The sequence below is a fragment of the Streptomyces albus subsp. albus genome, assembly GCF_000725885.1.
GTDB lineage: Bacteria > Actinomycetota > Actinomycetes > Streptomycetales > Streptomycetaceae > Streptomyces > Streptomyces albus.
The window spans coordinates 76453-98320 of sequence record NZ_JODR01000009.1 but is presented as its reverse complement, the minus strand read 5'-3'; the positions used below and the strand labels follow the sequence as shown (position 1 = coordinate 98320).

Below are 21868 nucleotides of genomic sequence, written 5' to 3'. Positions count from 1 at the left end.
CGCGGGGTGCTCAGGCCGGCCGCACCGTCACGCCGGCCGCCCGCAGTGCGCCCAGCGCCTTCTCCAGGTCCTCCGGCACACGGGTGCGGGCGGTGGCCAGGTCCTGCCAGGTGAGGGTGAAGGGCGCGATGGGCCCGAATCCGCCGTGCAGACAGTCCTTGAGTGCGTCGAGGGAGGCGCCGTAGTAGCCGCCGGGCCCGCCCATCGCCTCGCCCAGGGCGCAGTAGAGGCCCGGCCGGTCGGTGACGGCGGAGCCGTCGAGGACGTACCCGCCCGCCGGCGCGGCCGGGGCCGGCAGCGGGTGACGCCAGACCGCGTGCAGCCGGGCCGCATCCAGCCAGGCCCGGCGGTCCTCCGTGTCCAGCGGCGCCCACGCGCCCGGCGGGAGGGTGCCGCCCGCTTGCCGCCACAGTGCCCAGATCCGGTCGGTCCCGGGCCGGGGCAGGTCCCACAGCCAGCCGGTGACGCGGAGGTCCACGAGGCCGTCGGGCCGGTCCTCCTCCTCGATGCGGGCCTCGCCGATGGTGTAGGCGGCGACGGGTCCGCCGTCGGCGTCCAGCACCCGCAGCTGCAACGACTCGTGCTCCCGGCCGGAGCGGGAGCCGGAATCGGGGCCGGAGCCGGGACCGCCGTCCGGTCCGGCGTCCGGGGCGGAGCCGGGCAGGCGGACGGCCCCCGGTGCGCGGAACGTCGCGTACTCCTCCTCCGCCTCGAAGAAGCCCTCCGGCGCAGGCAGCGCGTACAGGTCCGCCTCCAGGTCCTCGGAGTGCAGGACGTATCCGGGCGCCTGTGCCATCAGCGCTGCTCCTTCGGCAGTTTCGGGATGTCTCCGCCGTCTTTGTACCAGGGGGCGGGGAACAGCCGCGGCCGGGAGTAGTCGTGGTTCCACACGAACCCGATCAGCCCGTCGGGGCGCTTCAGGATGCGGTGCGGGGTGCCGGGAACGTCGTAGATCTCCGAGTTCCGCCACTTGGGCCGCTGCGTGCGGGGAAGTTCGTCCGCGCTGTAGTAGTCGAGGCCGTCGGGGGCGTCACCGGGCCTGCGGGTGCCGCGTCCGGCCAGAACCTCCTCGTACTCCTGCCGCAGCCGCTTGTTCGGGATCGGGTTCTGGTCGCTCAGCTTGGGCGTGCCCTTGCACTTGTCCTTGTCCTTGGCCAGGCCCAGCGGGTCCGTCTCGGTGTACGGGTTGGCCACGTAGGCGTGGTGGTGGGGCGAGGGCGCCAGTCCGAGCGGGTCGGGGGTGAGGTAGCGGGCGGTCTCCGGGTCGTAGTAGCGGTGCAGGTTGTAGTGCAGCCCGGTTTCCGGGTCCGCGTACTGGCCGGGGAAACGCAGCGGACAGTCCGTGCCCGTCCCGGGCGGTGCGGGCAGCACGGTGCCCCACACCGTGGTGCGGTGCTGCCAGGCCACCTCGCCGTCGGGGGCGACCAGTTCGGTGGGGGTGCCCGCCGGGTCGGTGATCACGGCGTGCAGCCGGGTGGTGCCCGCCTCCCGGTCGGTCTGTGCGACGGGACGGTACGAGTCGGGCGCGTACTCCCAGGTGGTGGTGGCGCCGTCGGGGGTGCTCCGTTCCGCCGGCCGCATCGCGTCCCAGCTGAAGGTCAGAGCGGCACCGGATGCGGCGGTCTTGCCGATGCGGCGGCCCAGCGGGTCGTAGGTGTACCGCCAGGTCTCGCCCTCGGGGGTGACGGCCGTGATCAGCCGGTCCTCCGCGTCCCAGGTGTAGGTCCAGGTGCGGCGCCGGCCGTCGAGGAGCTTGCGGGTCCTGCGCACGAGCCGGCCCGCCGCGTCGTGCTCGTAGGTGGTGCGGCCGGCCCGGCGCACCAGGGTGCCCGTCACCTCCCGTTTCCCGTAGGCGTCGTGGGCGGGCGCCGCCGCGTGGGTCTGGTTGCCGGCCCCGTCGTAGGCGTACGTCTCCGTCCACCCGTGGGCCTGCACCCCCGTCACCCGGCCCGAGGCGTCCAGTGTGAAGCGCCGGGTGCCGGCGGTCAGTTCGCGGATCTCGGTGAGGTACCCGTCCGGGCGGTGGGTGAAGGCCCGGTGCTGGAGCAGCTCGTCGGCGGGGCCGGTGACGCTCTGTGCCGTCACCCGGTCCACCGCGTCCCAGCTCTGGGTGAGCGTCACACCGCCGACGGCGCGCCGGATCTCGCGGCCCGCCGCGTCGTGGGTGAAGCCGAAGACGGCTCCGGCCGTACGGAGGGTGACCGGCCGGCCCGCCGCGTCGTACGTCCAGGTGGAGGTGAGTCCGGAGGGGGTGGTGCGGCTCGTGCGGTTGCCGGCGGCGTCGTAGGTGTAGCGGGTCACGCGCCCGTCGACGTGCTCGGCGACGACCCGGCCGCAGGCGTCCCGTTCCAGGACCAGTTCCGCGTCCGGTCCGGCGGCGGCCACGAGCGCGCCCCGCGCGTCGTACGTGTACGTCGTCCCGCGGCCGGTCGTCTCGTCGTGCTGGGACACGACGCGGCCCAGCTCATCGTGCGTGTGGCGCAGCGTCTGGCCCACGGCGTTGGTCTGCGCGACCAGGCGTCCGGCCGCGTCCAGTTCGTAGGTGCGCCGCGCCCCGTTGAAGTCCGTCTCCGCGACGAGCCGGCCCGCCGCGTCGTACTCGTACTCCCAGGTGGCGCCCTGCGGCCCGGTCACCCGCACCAGGCGCAGCTCGGTGTCGTAGGCGAACGCGTACTGGGCGCCGTCCGGGTCGGTGCGGGTGGCGGGCACGTCGAAGTGGGTGTGGGTGTGCCGGGTGGTGTGCCCGGCCTGGTCGGTGTGGGAGGCCAGGTTTCCCTCGCAGTCCCACTTCCACTCCTCGCGGCTGCCGTCCGGGTAGCTGCGCCAGGCCGGCCTGCCCTCGATGGTCCAACCCTGCCGGGTGGTGTTGCCCAGCGCGTCGGTGAGCGCGGTGATCAGCCCGTGGGGGCCCCGCCGCACGTGCGTGGTGTTGCCGAGCGCGTCGGTGACGGCCACCGGCAGCCCCGCCGCGTTCGGCGTCACGGTGAGGGTGTGGCCCAGCGGGTCCGTCACCGAGACCAGATGGCCCGCCTCGTCGTACCCCCAGCGGGTCGTCGCGCCGCTCGGGTCGGTCGTGGAGGTGCGGTTGCCGCGCCGGTCGTGGGTGTGGCGCCACACGCCGCCGTCCGGGGCCCGGTACTCCACCAGCTGTCCCTCCGCGTCGTAGCGGGCCTCCGACCGGGTGCCGTCGGGCAGGTCGACGGCGGTGACGTTGCCGTCCCCGTCGTACGTGTACCGCGTCGTGTGCCCCAGCGGGTCCGTCACGGTGAGCGGGCGCAGATTGTCCGCGTCCCACTCGGTGCGCACGGTGTTGCCGAGGGGATCGGTCTCGGCGACGACCTTGCCGGCCTCGTTCAGGACGTATGTGGTGGTGTGCCCCAGGGAGTCGGTGTAGCGGGTGGTGCGGGCGGCCGTGTCGTAGTGGAAACGGCCCGAGAGGATGCCGTCCGGCCCGACGGTGCGCAGGACGCGGCCCCGATGGTCATACACGTAGCCGAACGCCGTGCCGTTGCGGTCCTGCCAGGAGGTGATGCGGTGCGCGTCGTCGTAGCGGTACCGCATCGGTTCGCCGGTGGAGTTGACGACCTGGACCAGGTCCCCGGCGTCGTCGTAGCCGAAGGCGACCAGCCGGGTGCTGCGCTCCTCTCCTTGCCCGTTTCCCCGTCCACGGCCGTCGCCGTGCAGGAGCCGCAGCCCGGTGACACGGTGGCGCGAGCGGTCGGTGTCCACCGCGATGCGGTAGCCGCCCGAGTGGCGGATCTCGACGGGGGCGCCGGTCTCGTCGTAGTGGAAGGAGATGCGGTCGCCGTCACCGGTGCGGTCCGTGACGGCGTGCAGCGCCAGTTCGGGCCCGCCCACCGGCAGCCGCGCGAAATGCAGGGCGCGGTTCTCCTCGGGCACGGTCAGCGTGAAGGCACCGTCCGGTTTGCCGTCCCAGCACAGCGGCCAGCGCGGGCCGGAGACGGGCAGGGTGGGCGTCTGCGGCTCCGGCACCGGATAGCGCAGCACCATTCCGTCGTCGGACACGAACACGACACCCTTGTCGTCGAGTTCGAGCCGCTGGTCGAGCGTGCCGGCCCAGGTGCGGCCGAACCAGCCGCCGCACGGATGCCCGGACACGTAGTGCCGCTCCAGCACCAGCGGGAGGGCACCGGGCAGCTCGACATCGACCGTCGAGATGATCATTTCGCCGGTGGCGACGTCGATCGGCTCACCGGCCTCGCACTTGTTCTCCCGGCAGACGTTCGCCCCGTCCGAGTCGGCACGCCGTCGGGCGCTGCCGTCCCGGGCCAGCGCCCGCTCGCGGCTCGCCAGCCGCTGGGCCGCGCTCTTCGCCGCCGAACCGCCCTTGCGCAGGGCGCCGGCGCCGCCGGAGGCCAGGGCCAGCAGCAGATCCGGGGTGAGCTGCCCGGCGGCACGGGCCGGGTTGCGCTGCCACTCCTCCCAGTTGACGACGGCCTTGGCGAATTCCTTGGGATGCTGGGCCGCGTACGCCGCGCCGTCCGCCACCCCGGCCAGCTGGAGGCTCGCCCCGTCCGGGCCGTCCTCCACCAGGTACTCGAACTGCTTCCACATCCCCCAGGCGCTGTCGCCCATGCCGCCGAAGAAGTCGCCGACGCCCTTCTTGAAGCGGTTCCAGCCCTTGGGCGGGTCCGGCGCCTTCTCGGCGGCCTTCTCCAGCGCGCGCTTGGAGCTGGTGACGACCCCTTCCAGCTCCTTCTCCAGCTTGTCGAGACGGCTGTAGCAGGAGTTGAGCGCGGCGATGCCCGGGTCGTTCTCGGGCGGGCGTTCGGGCAGTTTCTCGTCGCCCCGGTCGACGGCCTCGTTGTAGGCGGTGAAGTCCTTCCAGTACGCCTTCGAGGCGGCGCGCGCCGCGTCCGCGTCCGCGATGACCGGCTTGAGCCGGGTGTGGACGGAACGCAGCTTGTCCGCGTAGGCGTCCAGCGCGCTCGCCGCGGAGGTGAAGTAGGTGTGCGCGGACTCCAGTTCCCTGGGCAGCGCCCTGCTGGCCTCCGTGAACGCCTTGGAGGCGGCGCCCGTCCAGTCCATGGTGGACAGGACGTCCAGTTTGTCGAGTCCGTCCTTGAACGCGCCCGCGTAGGCGCGGAGTTTGACGACGAGGTCGTCGATCTTGTCGGGGTCGCCGGGGATGACGTCCTTCGGCTCGGCGTGCGGCGGTATGCGCTCGGTCGTGCCGCCCTCGGTGGCGTCCTTGCTCGTCATGCGAGGGGTGCCTTTCCGCCGCCGTCGACCACCCAGCCCTCGCCGCCCTCTCCGGCGACCTGGTAACGGGGATTGGTGGGCAGATCACCCGTGACGTGCGTGCCGCCGCCCCCGCCGTCCCCGTCGTCGTCGAACCACGGCTCCTGGTAGATCCCCGGCGGCGGGTCGAAATCGGGCCGTGCGCCGTCCTTCCAGGCCTGCAGCCCCCGCTCCCCGAACGGCAGCTTGGCCATGTTGTCCTCGGTCGGCGCGAAATCCTTGATGCGCAGCAGATCGGCCAGCATGTAGGCGGCGATGACCTGCCGCAGCGTCTCCACGATCACCGTGGTGTTCTCGGCGACCCGGCCCATGCCGAAGCCCCACTCCGACAGCACGTCCTTGGCCGGCTTCTCCACGTCGAAGGCCGCCGCGTTCGTGATGCCCTCGGCCATCGTCTTCCAGTCGTCCTTGATCTTGCGGGCCGCGACGACGGACTCCTCCAGCGGCGAGAGAACCCTGCGGACGGACGCGATCTCCACGGCGTACCCCGCGCCGGGCGCCGGCCCGTCCCCGCCGGCCGGCTTGCCCTTGTCGTGCTCGCTCACCGTGCCCGGACCCCTTCGGCCACCCGGCCCGGGCCGCCACCGGCGCCGTCCCCGGCGTGGACGTCCGGGCCCTCGAACACCGTCGCGTCCAGGAGGAAGGGCCGCGGCCCCAGGGGATCGACCAGTGCCCGCACCCCCTCGGGCAGCAGCTCCACCAGATCCTCGGCGGTGGTGGACGCCCACGCGCACACCCCGGCGAACAGGGCGAGCCGCTCCCAGGAGGTGAAGACCGGGACGAGCGGCCCGTCCTGGGTCTGGGACACCAGGAAGCCGGGCTCCTCCGGCTGCTGGAAGTACAGCCTCGCGCCACGCAGCCGCTCCAGCAGCTGGGGCCGCGACAGGCGCGCGTACTCCTCGTCGCGCACCAGCTCACGCAACGACATCCGTCCCCCCGTTCCACCTGTGTCTGTCCACCGGACGAACATCCGAAGCAGATGTTCGCACACGCGTCCGACACTGCCGGGGGACGCAGCAGAGCCGTCGCGGCATCGGGACGGTCCTGTGACGATGCGGATCGCGCGGTAGGCTCTCGCGGTCGGCGCGGCGCCCTGTTGAGTCCCGCACCCTCCCGGCCTGTGCCCCTTGCTGCCGCTCGGCCGACGCCCGGCCGTCTGCGGGCACCGTTCGCGGGGCGAGGGACGGCGGACGGGTCCTGGGCGCCGGTGGCCCGAGGGACGCGGCCCGGGGGACGGACCAGAAGAACGGCTCGGAGTACGGCTCGGCGTGTACGGCCCGGAACACGGCTCGGCTCGGCGGCGCGATCCGGAGCACGGCGCGATCCGGAGGACGGTGTGGCCCGGAGGACCGGCGTGGCCCCGAGCGACGGCGTGGCCCGGTCAGCGACGTGACCGGGGAGGTCCCGGTCCGGGCAGGGCTCGGGGCAGGGGGCTCGGCCCCGCGGAACTCGGCGATGGTGGCGTGGGAGAAGTGGAGTACGGGCATGGCTGGCGGAAAGTCTCCGAAACGGTCCCGGAAACGCTCGCTGGGGCGGCCCTTCGCGCTGCTGTGGGCGGCATTCGCGGTCAGCGCCTTCGGCACCCGGCTGGCCTTCGACGCGTTCCCCCTCGTGGCGATCCTCGCGCTCGACGCGGGACCGGCACAGGTGTCCCTGCTGGCCGCCGCCGGTGGACTGGTCGGCGCGCTCCTGGCGGTGCCGCTGGGGCCGTGGATCGAGTTCCGCCGCAAACGGCCGGTGATGGTCGCGACGGACCTGCTGCGCTGCGCGGCGCTGCTCACCGTGCCCGCCGCGTACGCGCTGGGCCTGCTCACCTTCGGCCAGCTGCTGGTGGTCGCGGTGGTCACCGGCGCCGCCGACCTCGCCTTCCGGGCGGCGGCCGGCGCCTGTCTGAAGGACCTCGTGGCTCCCGAGCAGCTGCTGGTGGCCAACGGCAGGTTCGAGGCGACGTCATGGACGACCACCATGCTGGGGCCGCCGCTGGGCGGGGCGCTGGTCGGCATGTTCGGCCCGGTCGTGACGGTGGTGGCCGACGCGGTCAGCTATCTGCTGTCGGCCCTCGGCATCCGCGCGATCGGCAGCGACGAGACACCGCCGCGACGGGCCGCCAAGCCGGCGGGGGACGGCCCCGCGGGGCGGCTGTCGGCCCGCGAACTGCTGGCCGGCTGGCAGTACGTGCTGGCGCACCCGGCGCTGCGCGTCCTGTTCGTCAACACCGCCCTCGTCAGCGGGCTGATCATGGCGGTGTCCCCGCTGCTGGCCGTCCTCATGCTCGGCCGGCTCGGCTTCGCGCCCTGGCAGTACGGACTGGCCTTCGCGCTGCCCTGCGTGGGCGGTCTGATCGGGTCCCGGCTGGCCGGCCGCCTGGTGGAGCGGGCCGGACAGCGCCGGGTGCTGCTCGTCGCGGGCACACTGCGGGCCGTCTGGCTGCCGGGGCTGGCCCTCGTCGGTCCGGGGCCGGGCGGCCTGGTGCTGGTGGTGGCCGTCGAGCTGGCGCTGATCACCTGCATGGGAGTCTTCAACCCGGTCTTCGCCACCTACCGCCTGGAGCAGGTCCCGGCCGACCGTACCGCCCGGGTGCTGTCCGCGTGGTCGGTCACCAGCAAGATCACCGTCGCGCTGCTGACCGGCCTGTGGGGCCTGCTGGCCGACCTCGTGGGCACCCGCACCGCGATAGCCCTCGCGGCCCTCCTCGCCCTGGCGACCCCCGCCCTCCTCCCCTGGCGCCCCCGCCCGCCCCGGCCCGCGAGCCCCGCACACCCCGCGGAGGACGCCGGCAGCCGGGCACTGTGACGGGGGGAGGGAATCAGGACGAGGGAACTCAGGCAGGCGGCGCAGCCGGGGACCACAGACCGAACCACTGCTCGGCGCCGTACTCCACGAACCGTTCTACCTCGATGAACCCCAGCTTCCCCGCGAGGCGCACCGCACGGCTGTTCGCGGCCTGGGTGCAGAGCACGACCGGTTCGCCGGGGCGGACGTTCATTGACGATGTTTAGATGCGGTCATGGTGCTTGGGTTCTGGGGAATTCCGTTCCTGGTCTTCGGCCTTCTCCTGGCTTCGGACTACAGAGGCTTCACTGAATCGGTGTTCCGGGTTCTGTCCGGCAATCTCCCGACCTCACGCTCCGCGCGCCCCGGGAATCTCCGCGTGGTGGGAGCCGGCTTCGTCGTTATCGGCGCCTTCTTCGTCATCGGGGGCTTTTCGGGCGCGCTCAAGTGAGAGGCGGTGGAAGGGCCCGAGAGGGCAGTTGGTGGAGGTGCCATGCGGCACGTCCGGTTTCTCGGGCGGGCGTCAGCCCCACGTGCTTCCCGTGAAGTGCAGGTGTTCCAGGGCGTCGAGGACGACGGTGCGCTGGTACCACTCCAGCCATCGGCCGGCCTGGTCGCCGATCTCGTCGAGGGCGCGGGCCTGGGCGGCGGACAGGGCGTGGACGGGGCGTTCGTGGTGGGTGGAGACCATGCCTTCGACGCGGCCCCGGGGGGCCAGCAGCGGGGTGCTGTGGCAGCCCCTGCTGCCGGTGGCGAGGATGGCTTTGCGCGCGGACTCGGTGAACGCGGCGTCGGTGGCCACGTCGGTGACGGTGACGCGGGCGAGGTGTTCGGCGGCGAGGGCGCAGGCGGTGCCCTCGTGGCTGACGCGGTCGAAGAAGTCGACGAAGTCGTCGTCCAGGCCGTGGTGTTTCTCCAGCCGCAGATCGCCGGTGACGGGGTCGACGAGCTGGACGTTGCCCATGGTGGCGTCGGTGATCTCCATGCTGCGCCGCAGCACGGCGGATAGCACCTCCGAGGTGTTGGCGGTGGCGGCGCGCAGCCCGGGCTGGAAGGCGAGGGCGGGCGGGGCCTGGCGTTCGCGGCGGGGGAACCATTCGTGGTCGGGGGAGCGGGGCCGGGGCACCGTCACGACGGCGGAGGCGAGGGTGCGCAGCCGCACGTTGAACCGCTGGGAGCTGGCTTCCAGGAGGGCGAACGCGGCGCGCTCGTCGGGCAGCCGGTAGCGCTCTTCGAGGATGCCCTGGGCGCGGGAGACGAGGGGGTGGGTGCGGGCGCGGGCCCGCAGGTGCCGCACTTCCTGGCGGAGCCGGGCCAGTTCGGGGTCGGCTCCGTCGGTGCGGCCCCGGGAGGGGGAGTTCCCGGAGTCGGAGCCCAGGTCGAGCCCGGGGGCGGGTGGGGTGGTGTCGGGGGCGCCGCAGGCTGCGGCTGCCGCGGCGACGGTGGGGACGACGGTGAGCGTGGTGTCGGCCGTCAGCCGGTCCCTGGTGCGGGGGTCGTCGGTGGCGACGAGCAGACTGCTGCCGCGTTCGGTGAGGTCGTGGGCGTGGTGGACCAGGGCGCGCACGCCCGGGGCGGTGACCAGGGGGACGAGGGCGAGGTCGAGGACCGCGGCGTCGTGTTCGGGGCCGCTGCGGGCGACGGCCCGCAGCGCGGGGTGCTCGGCGTCCCGTACGCCGCCCTCCGCGCGTACCACCCACAGGCTGCCACCGCCCGGAAGGCGCACGACCTCGGTCCGGGCGGCGCCCGGCCGGTCCGCGGTAGTGACCATGGTGGACCTTCTTCCTCCCCCGCGCGGTACTCGGTTCCTGAACCGCAATACTTGCAGCACGACAACCGTACTCGTCGTCCCCCGCGCGAGTGGAAGGTGCCCGCGTCACACCTCTTGTCGGCCTTCGCGAGCCGCCTCACCGTATGGGCATGGATCTGGAACTCCGACACCTCAAGGTCGTCTCGGCCATCGCCGAGGCGGGGAGTCTGACCCGGGCGGCGACGGGCTTGGGGCTCGCGCAGCCCGCGTTGAGCGCGCAGCTCAAACGGATGGAGCGGGCGCTGGGCGGCGCCCTGTTCGTGCGGGGCCCGCAGGGGGTGCGCCCCACCGAGCTGGGGGAGCTGGTGCTGGAGCGGGCGAGGGTGCTGGTGCCGGCGGTCGCCGAGCTGCAACAGGAGGCCCTGCGGTTCAGCAGGGCGGGCGGGGCTCCGCGGGGCCGGCCCGCCCGGTTCCGGCTGGGCGGCACGCACGGCCCCCTGCTGGGCGGGCTCGTGGACCGGCTGGCGTCCGCCCATCCGGAGGCGACGGTGACGACGCACACGTCCTGGTCGGCCATCGAGTTGGGGTGCCTGCTGGCGGAGGGGCGGATCGACTACGTCCTCACCGGCGTGTGCGGTCAGAGCCCGCCGCCCGCCGCGGGCACGGGGGAGCGGCTGGTGTGGCGGGAGGTGGCCGTGGACCCGGTGTTCGTGATGCTGCGGGAGGGGCATCCGCTCGCTCAGCTGCCGGAGGTGCCGCTGGGCGAGCTGGCCGATGCCCGCTGGACGAATGTGCCCGGCGACGGCTGCTTCGCCGACTGTTTCGCCGCCGCGTGCGCCCGGGCCGGGTTCACCCCGCAGGCCGTGTACGAGACGGACACCGCCTCCTGTGTCCATCTGGTGCAGGTGGGGCGCGCGGTGGGCCTGTGCCGGGCCACGTTCCCGCCGACGCCCGGCTTGGTGACCCGCCCGCTGGCCGGGTCACCCCTGCTGTGGCGGCATCTGCTGGGCTGGCACCCCGAGTCGCCCGCCGCCGGCACCGCGGCCGACACCCTGGCGCACGCCCGCGCGGTGCACGAGAGCGCCGCGGGGGCCAGCCCGAGCTACGCGGCCTGGCGCCGCATCCACCACGCGGCGGGGGTGCCGTGATGAGGGGGGCGCCGGCCGGGCGGGCACGCCGGGGGAGCCGAGGGGTGCCATAACGCCGGGGGAGGGGGGCAGATGGGAGGTCCGCGGCGGCAGGCCACCGGTCTACGGTGACGCCAACTCACGCCCTCGTTCCCCGCCGGGGGCACCCCCACCTCAAGGAGAACTCCATGGCAGTTCCCGCGAGTTCCGGTCCCCTCCCGACCCCGCCCAGATCCGCCTCCGTCCGGCGGCGCACCGTCGCCGCGGCAGCCGCCACCGTCGCCACCGCCGGGCTCGTCCTCGCCGGGCTCTCCGGATCCGCCCAGGCCGAGGGGGAGACGGCCCGCCCGTCCGCCGCCGCCCCGGGCCTGCTGAAGGCCATGAGCCGCGATCTGGGGCTGACGACGGAGCAGGCGAAGACGCGGCTGGCCAACGAGGCGGACGCCGCGGACACCGTCGACGCGCTGCGCCGTGCCCTCGGGGACAGCTACGCCGGGGCGCACCTCAGCGGGAAGACGTCCGCCCGGCTGACCGTCGCCACGACCGACGAGCGGGAGCGGGCCCGCATCACCGAGGCGGGTGCCACGGCCCGCGTCGTGGGCCGGGACCTGGGCGACCTGGACCGGGTGCTGAAGGCGCTCGACCGGGCAGCCGCCAAGTCGGCACCCGAGGGCGTACGGGTCTGGTACGCGGACGTCGAACGGAACGCCGTCGTGGTGGAGACCGCCACGAACGCCGCGGCCCACAAGCTGCTCGGCCGGGCGGGTGTCGGCGGCGACGAGGTGACGCTCCGCCACACCGACGCGTAGCCGCGTACCTTCGCCGACCTGCGGGGCGGTGACGCCTACTACATGAACGGCAGCGGACGCTGTTCCATCGGTTTCTCCGTGAAGCGGGGCACCCAGGGCGGTTTCGTGACGGCCGGCCACTGCGGCACCGTCGGCACCTCGACCAGCGGCTACAACCAGCAGGCGCAGGGCACCTTCCAGGGCTCGACGTTCCCCGGCCGGGACTACGCCTGGGTCGCCACCAACAGCAACTGGACGCCGCGTCCCACCGTCAACGGCTACGGCCGGGGCGATGTGACGGTGGCCGGCTCGACGCAGGCCCCGGTCGGCGCCTCGGTGTGCCGTTCCGGTTCGACGACCGGCTGGCACTGCGGCGTCGTCGAGCAGCACAACACGAGCGTGACCTACCCGCAGGGCACCGTCTCCGGTGTGACCCGCACCACCGTGTGCGCGGAGCCGGGTGACTCGGGCGGCTCCTTCATCTCCGGCGACCAGGCGCAGGGGATGACCTCCGGCGGCTCCGGCAACTGCTCCAGCGGCGGTACGACGTTCTTCTACCCCGTCAACCCGGCGCTCCAGGCGTACGGCCTCACCCTGGTGACCAACGGCGGCGGCGGTCCCACGGACCCGCCCACCGACCCGCCGGAGCAGGGCACCTGGGCGGTCGGCACCCAGTACGCCGTGGGCGACCAGGTCACCTACAACGGTGCGACCTACCGCTGCGTCCAGGCCCACACCGCCCAGCCGGGCTGGAACCCGGAGGACGCCCCCTCCCTGTGGAGCCGGGTGTGACCCACCACCCGACGGACTGACCGGGACGGCGGCGGACGGGGCATCCCCGTTCGCCCTCCGCTCCCGGTCGGCTCCGTCGACTCCGTCGTCGCCTCCCGCGATGCGTCACGCCCGGCCCGGGCCCTGCTCCTGTCCGGGCCGGGTGTGACTCGCCCCCACGGTGCGCGTGGCCCGCTCGTCCGGGCCACGCGCACCGTGCGTGCGGCGCCGGTCAGTGCCCCCGTTCCGCAGGCGCGGCGCCCAGCACCTCCGCGACGCCGAGCCGCGCCAGCCGCCGCGGGTCCGCGAGGATGTTCAGCTCCCGGACGGCGCCGGCCGGCCCGTGGCCGTCCGGGACGAGGGCGAAGGACATCACCGACACCGCCCGGCCGCCGACGACGGCCGCCAGCCCCGGCTCGCCGCCCACCAGGACGGGTACCGCGTGCATGGCGGCGCTCCGGAACGCCGTCGCCTGGGAGGCGACCTCGGCGGCGCCGCGCACCAGCCGGGAGCCGGCCCCACCGGTGTCGGCCCGCAGCGTCACCTGCGGGTCGAGCAGCCCGACGAGCGCGTCGAAGTCGCCGCCTCGCGCCGCCGCGAGGAAGGCCGCCACCACCTCGCGCTGCCGACGCGCGTCCGGGCGCTCCCCGCCCTGCCCGGCGTCCCGCACCCGCCGCCGCGCCCTGCTGGCCAGCTGCCGGGTGGCGGCCGGTGTGCGGTCGAGCAGCGGGGCGATCTCGTCGAACGGCACCCCGAACGTGTCGTGCAGGACGAAGGCGACCCGCTCGGCGGGGGAGAGGGTGTCCAGGACGACGAGGAGGGCAAGCCCCACCTCCTCGGTGCGCACGGCCGCTTCCTCCCCGGTGAGCGGCGCGACCACGGGGTCGGGCACGTGCACTCCCTCCAGGGGGACTTCTGCGCGGCCGGTCCGCGACCGCAGCATGTCCAGGCAGATCCGGCCGACCACCGTCGTCAGCCAGCCGGCCAGGTTGCGGACCTGCGACGTGTCGCTCCTGCTGTACCGCAGCCAGCACTCCTGCACGGCGTCGTCGGCCTCGCTGAGGGAGCCGAGCATCCGGTAGGCGACGGCCCGCAGCTGAGTGCGGTGCTCCTCGAACCGGTCGCCCGGAATCTCGGGTGCGTCCATGTGTCACATTCTCCGCTCGTCGTTCCGTCGTACGGGTGAAGAACGGATAACACCCCACGAGGGAAGAGGAGCGGACCATGACCGCACGGATACAGAACCCCGCCGCCCTGCTGTCGGAGGGCCTCCAGCCGATCCAGGAGCTGCTGAAGACCGCCCACGGCTGCGGGGTGCCCAAGGCCACGCTGGAGCTGGTGCACCTGCGGGCCAGCCAGATCAACGGCTGCGGCTTCTGCGTGGACTACGGCGTGCGCACCGCCCGCGAGGCGGGGGAGACGGACGAGCGGCTGCACGCGGTGGCCGCCTGGCGTGACACCCCGTACTTCGACGACGCCGAGCGCGCCGCCCTCGCGCTGGCCGAGGCGGTCACCCGGCTCGCGGACCGCCCGGACCCGGTGCCGGACGCGGTCTGGGACGAAGCGGCCCGGCACTACGACGAGAAGCAGCTGGCCGGACTGCTGCTGATGACCGGCATCACCAATCTGTTCAACCGGTTCAACGTGCCCACCCGCCAGCCGGCCGGCAGCCTGCCGTGGTGAACGGACCGGTCGAACAGGCCGTGGTGGACGGGTCGCGCTGATCGGGCCGTGGTGATCGGGCCGCGCTGAGCGGGCCGTGGTGATCGGCCCGTGCTGATCGGGTCCGGTCCGGCCACGGGGGTGCCGGACCCGACCCGGGCGCGTACCCGGCCCGCCGCCGTCCCCGCCGGGAGCAGCCGCCGACGCGGTGCGGGCTCCCGGCGGGCCCCCGCTCCCGCCCCGCCGTGCCCCTCGGCGGCAGAATTGAACGGTGAACGGGAGACGACAGCTCGGGCGAGAGGGGCAGCGCGTGCCGGAGGACGCCGCACCCGGCGAACAGCACGGCAGTGAAACGGGAGGTCACACAGACGCAGGAGCCACGGCGGGCGCGGGGGCCGCCGGGGACACCAGGGAAGCCGGAGGCACCAGCGGCTCCAGGGAGACGAGCACCACGGGCACAGCCGGAGCCACCGGGGAAGCCGACGACACCGGAGACGGCAGAGACACCGGAGCTATCGGAGGCGGCAGAGATACCGGAGCCATCGGAGACGGCAGAGATACCGGAGCCATCGGAGACGGCAGAGCCACTGGAGCCATCGGAGACGGCAGAGCCACTGGAGCCATCGGAGACGGCAGAGGCCCCGGAGACGAAAGAGGCACCGGAGGCGCGGGTGGCACAGGTGGCACAGATGTCCCCGGAAGCACCGGGGACGGCGGCGACGTCGTGGCCAAGGTGCTCGGCCAGTGGCGGCGGGTGCTGCCGGACCTGGACACCGGCCCGGTCGCGGTCGTCGGCCGTCTCACCCGGTGCGCCGCCCTGCTGCGGCAGGCGTCGGACGCGCCGCTGGCCCGCGAGGGGTTCAGTCGTCCGGAGTTCGACATCCTCAGCGCGCTGCGCAGGGAGGACCGCGAGCTGACGCCCGGCCAGCTGGCGCGGGAGATCTACGCGTCGGCCACGTCGGTGGCCAAACGCGTGCGGACGCTGGAGGAGAAGGGACTCCTCGCCCGGCGCCCGGACGACAGGGACCGCAGGGTCGTGCATCTGTCGCTGACCGTGAGCGGCCGGGAGCTGGTGGACCGGATCATGCCCGAGCAGACCGCCTACGAGCGCTCCCTGCTGGCGGGGCTGGGCGAGGAGGAGCGCGACCAGCTCGCCCGGGTGCTCGGGGAGCTGCTGCGGCTGCTGGAGGAGCGGGAGCGCGGGAGCCGGGAGGGGGCACGCCGGGGACGGTGACCCGCGGTCAGTTGCCGTGCGCCCCCTTGACCACCAAGGCATCCAGCAGCTCGCAGGTGGCCGCGGTGACACGCTCGACGGCCTCGTCGAAGGCCGCCTGGTTGTGCGCGGCGGGCGCACGGAATCCCGACACCTTGCGGACGTACTGGAGCGCGGCGGCCCGCATGTCGTCCTCGGTGACGGTCTCGGCGTAGGGCGGACGCAAGGTCTTGATGTTCCTGCACATACTGCCGACGGTACGTGCCGCCTGCCTTTTACTCGCCTGTTCGAGTGATGCGAGGTACGCTCGAACACACCGTGGAATACGTCGCTCCGTTCCCGGAAGGGAGGGCGGACCATGCAGACCACCACGGGAACGCTCAGTGAGCTGACCCCCGACCAGCGTGAACGGGTGCGTGCCCTGGGACGTGAAGTGCACTTCGACGCCGGGGAACGCATTTTCGAAGAAGGTACCCGGGCGGACCGCTTCTGGATTCTGCACACCGGTTCGGCGACCTTGGCGATGCACATACCGGGACACCGGGACGTGGCCATCGACCACGTGCGTCACGGGGAGCTGCTGGGCTGGTCCTGGATGTTTCCCCCGTACGTGTGGAGCCTGGGTGCCCAGGCCGACAGTCCGGTCCGCGCCCTCGAATTCGACGCGCAGTCGGTGCGGGTCCTCTGCGAGGAGGACAAGGAACTCGGTCTGGCCATGACCCGCTCCATCGCCGCGGTGATGGGCGATCGTCTCCAGCGTTCCCGGTCCCGCCTGGTGGACCTCTTCGCCCCGTACGCGCCGCAGGACCGCGCCGCCGGAGCCATCTGATCCACCGCCCGCGCCCCTGATCCCCGCGCGGCCCGCGCGGGGACTGCGCGCGGTGTGCCGCGTGCGCCCGGCCGGCCGGGCGTCAGCCGATGTCCTGACCGGGTACGGGCACCGCCTCCGCGGCGGCCGTCTCGGGAGCGGCGACGCCCCCGCGCCGGCCCGCGGCCACGGGTTCGTCCCGGCCCCGGGGGGTGTGTGCGGCCTCGGCCTGCGGGGTGCGGAACCCCGCGTCCTCCGAGTCCGCTGTGTCCGCCATGTACGGCGAGATCCGGCCCGCCATCATCGCGGCCAGCCCGTTCACCGCGCACAGGCCCGGCTCGTCCGCCACGTGGACGGCCATGCCCGTGTGCTCCCTCAGCTGGTCGGCCAGGCCCGGAAGCTGCGCACTGCCGCCCGCCAGCACCATGCCCCGGTCGGCGAGGTCGGCCACCAGATCCGGCGGGCAGCGGTGCAGGACGACGCGGATGGTGTCCAGCAGGCCCGTGAGGGGGGTCTGGATGGCGCTGCGCACCTCTTCGGGGTCGATGGTCACGGTGCGGGCCAGCCCCGTCACCACGTCGCGCCCCTGGACCTCGGTCAGCCCGGTGTAGACGCCGTTCCCCACCCCGCCGCTGCCGAGCAGCGCCAGATGCAGGGGCCACACCTCGTGGCTGGGCAGCAGCAGTTCGTGCCGGTTGCGCAGGTACTGCACCACGGAGTGGTGGATGGTGTCGCCGCCCAGGGCGACCGTGCCGCCCGCCACCACCGCCCCCAGCGAGACGACCGCCACCTGTGTGGTGGTCGTCCCGCACACCAGCACCATCGCCGCCTCCGGGTGTGCCACCGGCAGCCCCGCGCCGATCGCCGCCGCGATCGGGGCCTCCACCAGATCGACGCGGCGGGCCCCCACCCCGGTGAGGGTCTCCACGGCGGCCCGGCAGGACAGCGGGTCGGCGTCGTGCGGCACGGTCACCAGGGCGTGCGTCATCACCCGGCGGCGCTTGAAGCGGCGCAGCCGCTCCCCGATCAGGGCGCGCACCATGCGCCGCGCCATGTCGATGTCCCGCACGGTGCCGCCGGACACCGGCCTGACCACCCGGATGTGCTGCGGGGTGCGGCCGTCCATCCGCTCCGCCGCGTCACCGACCGCGATCAGCGCGCCGGAGCAGGTGTTCACGGCGACGACCGAGGGCTGGTCGACGACGAGGCCGGATCCCTTGGCGTAGACGCGAGTCCTGGCGGCGCCCAGGTCGACGGCGACGGAGCAGCGGGTCAGGGCCTCCAGGTTGGGACAGCTCATGCGCTCGTGTCCTTCCGGGGATCGGGCGGCGGTGGGCCGGCGTGCGCCGGAGGGACCGTCGCGCCACGGACGGTCCCTCCCTCACCCTGTGCCGGGCCACCGTCCGCCGCGCGCCGAGCGCGTCCGCGCGGGTGAGCCGGGCGGCGCCCCTCACACGACGGCCTGCGGGCGGCCGGCGGGCTCGGCGGGAGTCTCCTCGGCGGCGAACTGTGTGCGGTACAGCTGCGCGTACCGTCCGTCGGCGGCGAGCAGTTCGGCGTGGGTGCCCCGCTCGACGATCCGGCCCGCCTCCAGCACCAGGATCTGGTCGGCCGCCCGGACGGTGGACAGCCGGTGGGCGATGACCAGCGAGGTGCGGCCCGCCAGCGCCTCGCCGAGCGCTTCCTGCACGGCCGCCTCCGAGGTGGAGTCCAGATGTGCGGTCGCCTCGTCGAGCACCACGACGCGGGGCCGGGCCAGCAGCAGCCGGGCGATGGTCAGCCGCTGCCGCTCGCCGCCGGAGAGCCGGTACCCGCGCTCGCCGACGAGGGTGTCGAGGCCGTCCGGCAGCGCGGAGACGAGGTCGTCGAGGCGGGCCCGGCGCAGGGCCGACCACAGCTCGTCGTCGCCGGCCTGCGGGCGGGCCAGCAGCAGGTTGGCGCGGATGGTGTCGTGGAAGAGGTGCCCGTCCTGGGTGACCATGCCCAGCGTGGCGCGCAGGGAGGCGGCGCTCAGGTCGCGGACATCCTTGCCGGCGAGCCGTACCGCGCCGCCGTCCACGTCGTAGAGGCGGGCGGCGAGGGAGGCGAGGGTGGACTTGCCGGCGCCCGAGGAGCCGACGAGCGCCACCATCTGTCCCGGTTCGGCGCGGAACGAGATGCCGTGCAGCACCTCTTCGCCGCCGCGGGTGTCGAGGGTGGCGACCTCTTCGAGGGAGGCCAGGGAGACCTTGTCGGCCGGGGGGTAGCCGAAGTGGACGTCCTCGTACTCGACCGAGACGGGCCCGTCGGGCAGGTCCTCGGCGTCCGGCTTCTCCTCGATCAGCGGCTTGAGGTCCAGCACCTCGAACACCCGCTGGAAGCTGACCAGGGCACTCATCACCTCCACCCGGGCGCTGGCCAGCGCGGTCAGCGGCGCGTACAGGCGGGTGAGCAGCAGCGCGAGGGAGACGACGGCGCCGGCGTCGAGGCTGCCGCGCAGCGCGTGGTAGCCGCCGAGCCCGTAGACGAGGGCGAGGGCGAGCGCGGCCACCAGGGTCAGCGCCGTGAAGAAGACCTCCTGCACCATCGCGGTGCGGACACCGATGTCGCGGACCCGTCCCGCGCGTCGCGCGAACTCGGCCGACTCCTCCTCGGGCCGCCCGAACAGTTTGACGAGGGTGGCACCCGGCGCGGAGAAGCGCTCGGTCATCTGCGTGCTCATCGCCGCGTTGTGGTCGGCCCGTTCGCGCTCCAGCCGGGCCAGCCGCGAGCCCATCCGCCGGGCCGGTACGACGAAGAGCGGGAGCAGCAGCAGAGCGAGGAGAGTGATCCGCCAGGAGAGGTTGAGCATCACCACAAGAGTGAGCAGGAGAGTCACCAGGTTGCCGAATACCTCCGAAAGAGTGGAGGAAAATGCGCGCTGGGCGCCGATGACATCGTTGTTGAGCCTGCTGACCAGGGCTCCGGTGCGAGTGCGGGTGAAGAAGGCCACCGGCATCCGCTGCACGTGGTCGTAGACGGCGGTACGCAGATCGAGGATGAGTCCTTCACCGATACGCGCGGACAGCCAGCGGGCCAGAATGCCGACACCGGCTTCCGCCAGTGCGATGGCTGCGATCAGTACGGCGAGGGTGAGCACGGTTGTGGCGGACTCGCGGCCGTCGATGGCGTTCATCACCCGCCCGGCGAGCAGCGGAGTGGCCACCGTCAGGGCCGCGAGCACGCTGCTGAGCAGCAGGAACGCGACAAGTTTGCGGTGGTGACGGTGGGCGAAGCGGACGATACGGCGGACGGTCGCCGCGGAGAAGGGGTGAGTGTCCTGGGGCGCGTGGCGCGAGTTGTAGAGCGCGTTCCACGCGGTCATCTCCATGCTCATGAGGGGAAGTTAGAACTTCAAGTGAAGTTGAAGTCAATGGACTGACCCGCTGTGATGAGCGCGCGACGCGCGGTCGTGCACGTGCATCGGCACATGCATCAGCAGGTGAACGCCGTTATGATCCCCGGCAAGTCGGCAGTGCCCCGCTGCTCAGGCTGACCCCCACCCGCCTCGCCGGACAAGTCCAGGAGCTCCAAGTGCCTCACGTGTACAACGGCATGGCCGCCAGGGACCTCCAGGGGGTCGTCTGGCGAAAGAGCCGGTACAGCAACTCGCAAGGCGCCTGCGTGGAGTTCGCCAAGCTGCCCGGTGGCCATATCGCGATGCGCAACTCCCGCTTCCCGGACGGCCCCGCGCTCGTCTACACCCCCGACGAGATCGAGGCGATGATCCTCGGCGTCAAGGCCGGTGAGTTCGACGACCTGATGCCCCACTGACCTGTGAACGTCCGCCCCGCGCCCCGCCGTTCCCCCCACCGCACCGCCCGTTCCCTGCGCTCGCGTGGCCCAACCGGAAGAGGGCCCACACGATCTTCCCGGCCAGCGGCCCCGACAGCAGGTGCCAGCCCCAGCTGTCGCTGAAGGAGTCGACCAGGCGCAGACCGCGGCCGGACTCCGCCGTGAAGCCGGGCGCCTCGGGCTCCCAGGAGCCCGAGGCGCACGACGCGTCCCACGCGTCCACGGCATCCACGACGCCCCCGTGTCCCCCGTGTCCCCCGTTGTCCCCGTGTCCGGGGAGTCCTCGCGGGCCGTCGTGGCCCCGCTGTGCCGGCCCCCACGTGGCGGCCCGGTGCAGGGCCGACACATCGGGCGGCTGCACGCTGGGATCGCGTACGGCACACACCAGCCGGGAGGACCAGCGCATCAGATGCAGCCTCACCGGTGGATCGCCCTCGTCCCCCGACGCCGCCCCGTGATCGGCGCCGGGGGTGAGGCCGTGCCGCATGGCGTTCGTCACCAATTCGGTGACAACCAGCGCCACGTCGTCGTACTGCTCGGTCAGATCCCAGTGCCCCAGCGTCCTTCGTACGAAGTCGCGGGCACCGGAGACGGATCGGTCGCGCGGCGGAAGCGCGCACGAAGCGGAACCCGAGACGGAGGCGCGTTCCGGCGTGGGGAGCCCCTCCCATAAGGGCTCCAGCACCCTCGGTCCCTCGGTCCCCAACAAGGCCCACTCCTGGCGTCAGCGGCGGTGATGATCCTGGCGGATCCGGTCGGCCGTGCTTCCCCGCTGGTGCGGGCGTCACCGTGCACCCGCCAGGCCAACTCGCATGCCCGCAGGTCCACTTGTGCCTCCCCCATGGTTCCCAATGCCCACAGCAGATGCAAGGGCAGATGCACGTGCACGCGCGACTTTCGATCGTGTGTAATCGGGTGGACACGTAACGGCGCGCGGAGATGGCACACTTCCCCTCAAGCAGGGGTGGAGGGCTGATCGGAATGGCAACTGAACCGGCACACAACATCACCGCGGGAGCAAAGGGAGCAGGTGGCTCCAGTGGGTCCATGGTCCGCCGCATCCTGCTGGGCTCGCAGCTGAGAAGACTGCGGGAGGCCCGCGGCATCACCCGGGAGGCGGCCGGATACTCGATCCGGGCCTCCGAATCCAAGATCAGCCGCATGGAACTGGGCCGCGTCAGCTTCAAGGCCCGCGATGTGGAAGACCTCCTCACCCTGTACGGCGTCACCGAGGACGCCGAGCGCGAACCCCTGCTCTCCCTCGCCCGCGACTCCAGCGTCGCCGGCTGGTGGCACAACTACAGCGACGTGCTGCCCGCCTGGTTCCAGACGTACGTCGGTCTGGAGGGTGCCGCCTCCCAGATCGGCAGCTACGAGGTGCAGTTCGTGCACGGCCTCCTCCAGACCGAGGCGTACGCGCACGCCGTCGTCACCGCCGGGCACCGCGGCCCCCTCCCGGAGGAGGAGGTCGAGCGGCGGGTGGCGCTCCGACTGGAACGGCAGAAACTCCTTTTGGGGGAAAACGCAACCCAGTTGGTGTGCGTGCTCGACGAGGCCGCGCTGCGCCGCCCCTTCGGCGGCAGGGCCGTCATGGACGCCCAGTTCGAGCACCTCATCGAGGTGTCCGAGCACCCCAACGTCAACCTCTACGTGGTCCCGTTCGAACTGGGCGGGCACGCCGCCGAGAGCGGCGCCTTCACCCTGCTGCGCTTTCCCGAGTCCGACCTGAACGACATCGTGTATCTCGAACAGCTCACCAGTGCGCTGTACCTCGACAAGCGTGATGAAGTGGCGGTCTACGACCACGTGATGCGGCGCTTGGTGGAGATCAGCCTGTCACCGGAACACGCCCGGGACCACCTGCACAGAATCCGCCAACTCCAGTGACTGGCCGGTACGATG

General features: G+C 73.1%; 18 protein-coding genes and 2 pseudogenes. 9 read left to right on the top strand and 11 right to left on the bottom strand.

The window, feature by feature from the left end; all coding sequences use genetic code 11:
- Window positions 1-10: 10 nt before the first annotated feature.
- Genes IO40_RS0111565 through IO40_RS33445 form a run of 4 tightly spaced genes read right to left on the bottom strand, consistent with a single transcriptional unit; the run spans window position 11 to window position 6190 of the window.
- Window positions 11-796 carry a barstar family protein gene (locus tag IO40_RS0111565; protein ID WP_031175363.1) on the bottom strand — a complete coding sequence of 262 codons (786 nt, stop codon included), beginning with the start codon at window positions 794-796 and terminating at the stop codon, window positions 11-13.
- Window positions 796-5223, bottom strand: coding sequence for a DUF6531 domain-containing protein (locus IO40_RS0111560; RefSeq protein WP_016472954.1), 4428 nt, complete (start codon window positions 5221-5223; stop codon window positions 796-798). Before IO40_RS0111560 ends, IO40_RS0111565 begins: the two co-directional genes overlap by 1 nt.
- The gene (locus tag IO40_RS0111555; protein WP_016472953.1) at window positions 5220-5807 is read right to left on the bottom strand and encodes a hypothetical protein; all 588 of its coding nucleotides are present in this window, start codon (window positions 5805-5807) and stop codon (window positions 5220-5222) included. Before IO40_RS0111555 ends, IO40_RS0111560 begins: the two co-directional genes overlap by 4 nt.
- Window positions 5804-6190 carry an SseB family protein gene (locus tag IO40_RS33445; RefSeq protein ID WP_016472952.1) on the bottom strand — a complete coding sequence of 129 codons (387 nt, stop codon included), beginning with the start codon at window positions 6188-6190 and terminating at the stop codon, window positions 5804-5806. Before IO40_RS33445 ends, IO40_RS0111555 begins: the two co-directional genes overlap by 4 nt.
- A 557-nt stretch (window positions 6191-6747) precedes the next feature.
- Here IO40_RS33445 and IO40_RS0111545 point away from each other — a divergent pair.
- Entirely contained in the window at window positions 6748-8055 is a 1308-nt protein-coding gene (locus IO40_RS0111545; protein ID WP_031175362.1) for an MFS transporter, read from the top strand.
- A gap of 28 nt (window positions 8056-8083) precedes the next feature.
- On the opposite strand, the pseudogene IO40_RS37585 reads toward IO40_RS0111545, so the two are convergent.
- A pseudogene (locus IO40_RS37585) lies at window positions 8084-8236 on the bottom strand (GNAT family N-acetyltransferase); the annotation flags it as partial.
- A gap of 33 nt (window positions 8237-8269) precedes the next feature.
- Here IO40_RS37585 and IO40_RS0111535 point away from each other — a divergent pair.
- The gene (locus IO40_RS0111535; protein WP_016472949.1) at window positions 8270-8485 is read left to right on the top strand and encodes a hypothetical protein; all 216 of its coding nucleotides are present in this window, start codon (window positions 8270-8272) and stop codon (window positions 8483-8485) included.
- Window positions 8486-8557: 72 nt separating this feature from the next.
- Here IO40_RS0111535 and IO40_RS39400 read toward each other — a convergent pair whose 3' ends face one another.
- Complete coding sequence (locus IO40_RS39400; protein ID WP_030409132.1) at window positions 8558-9805, bottom strand: GAF and ANTAR domain-containing protein; 1248 nt, start codon at window positions 9803-9805, stop codon at window positions 8558-8560.
- Window positions 9806-9954: 149 nt separating this feature from the next.
- Between IO40_RS39400 and IO40_RS0111525 the strand changes: the two genes are divergently transcribed.
- Complete coding sequence (locus IO40_RS0111525) at window positions 9955-10932, top strand: LysR family transcriptional regulator (RefSeq protein ID WP_031175361.1); 978 nt, start codon at window positions 9955-9957, stop codon at window positions 10930-10932.
- Between the two features lie 167 nt (window positions 10933-11099).
- A pseudogene (locus IO40_RS33440) lies at window positions 11100-12491 on the top strand (carbohydrate-binding protein).
- 211 nt (window positions 12492-12702) lie between these two features.
- On the opposite strand, the gene IO40_RS0111515 reads toward IO40_RS33440, so the two are convergent.
- Entirely contained in the window at window positions 12703-13617 is a 915-nt protein-coding gene (locus tag IO40_RS0111515; protein WP_031175360.1) for a sigma-70 family RNA polymerase sigma factor, read from the bottom strand.
- Between the two features lie 77 nt (window positions 13618-13694).
- Between IO40_RS0111515 and IO40_RS0111510 the strand changes: the two genes are divergently transcribed.
- Window positions 13695-14153, top strand: a complete 459-nt coding sequence (locus tag IO40_RS0111510) for a carboxymuconolactone decarboxylase family protein (protein WP_016472944.1) — start codon at window positions 13695-13697, stop codon at window positions 14151-14153.
- 703 nt (window positions 14154-14856) lie between these two features.
- A complete protein-coding gene (locus IO40_RS0111500) occupies window positions 14857-15366 on the top strand; it encodes a MarR family winged helix-turn-helix transcriptional regulator (RefSeq protein WP_016472943.1) in 510 nt (169 codons plus the stop codon).
- A gap of 7 nt (window positions 15367-15373) precedes the next feature.
- Here the strand turns inward: IO40_RS0111500 and IO40_RS0111495 are convergent, their stop codons facing one another.
- Window positions 15374-15592, bottom strand: coding sequence for a DUF2277 domain-containing protein (locus IO40_RS0111495; RefSeq protein ID WP_016472942.1), 219 nt, complete (start codon window positions 15590-15592; stop codon window positions 15374-15376).
- Window positions 15593-15703: 111 nt separating this feature from the next.
- Here IO40_RS0111495 and IO40_RS0111490 point away from each other — a divergent pair, with 111 nt between their 5' ends.
- Window positions 15704-16174 carry a Crp/Fnr family transcriptional regulator gene (locus IO40_RS0111490; protein WP_016472941.1) on the top strand — a complete coding sequence of 157 codons (471 nt, stop codon included), beginning with the start codon at window positions 15704-15706 and terminating at the stop codon, window positions 16172-16174.
- Window positions 16175-16256: 82 nt separating this feature from the next.
- Here IO40_RS0111490 and IO40_RS0111485 read toward each other — a convergent pair whose 3' ends face one another.
- Together IO40_RS0111485 and IO40_RS0111480 are read right to left on the bottom strand one after the other, a co-directional pair.
- Window positions 16257-17453: a rod shape-determining protein gene (locus IO40_RS0111485; protein ID WP_016472940.1), complete on the bottom strand. Its 1197-nt coding sequence runs from the start codon at window positions 17451-17453 to the stop codon at window positions 16257-16259.
- Window positions 17454-17603: 150 nt separating this feature from the next.
- Window positions 17604-19508: an ABC transporter ATP-binding protein gene (locus IO40_RS0111480; RefSeq protein ID WP_031175359.1), complete on the bottom strand. Its 1905-nt coding sequence runs from the start codon at window positions 19506-19508 to the stop codon at window positions 17604-17606.
- A gap of 197 nt (window positions 19509-19705) precedes the next feature.
- On the opposite strand from IO40_RS0111480, the gene IO40_RS0111470 reads away from it, so the two are divergent.
- The gene (locus IO40_RS0111470; protein WP_016472938.1) at window positions 19706-19945 is read left to right on the top strand and encodes a DUF397 domain-containing protein; all 240 of its coding nucleotides are present in this window, start codon (window positions 19706-19708) and stop codon (window positions 19943-19945) included.
- Here IO40_RS0111470 and IO40_RS0111465 read toward each other — a convergent pair.
- The gene (locus tag IO40_RS0111465) at window positions 19908-20672 is read right to left on the bottom strand and encodes an ATP-binding protein (RefSeq protein WP_418952590.1); all 765 of its coding nucleotides are present in this window, start codon (window positions 20670-20672) and stop codon (window positions 19908-19910) included. The genes IO40_RS0111470 and IO40_RS0111465 overlap by 38 nt on opposite strands.
- Before the next feature lie 341 nt (window positions 20673-21013).
- Between IO40_RS0111465 and IO40_RS0111460 the strand changes: the two genes are divergently transcribed.
- The gene (locus IO40_RS0111460; RefSeq protein ID WP_030409124.1) at window positions 21014-21853 is read left to right on the top strand and encodes a helix-turn-helix domain-containing protein; all 840 of its coding nucleotides are present in this window, start codon (window positions 21014-21016) and stop codon (window positions 21851-21853) included.
- Window positions 21854-21868: the final 15 nt, after the last annotated feature.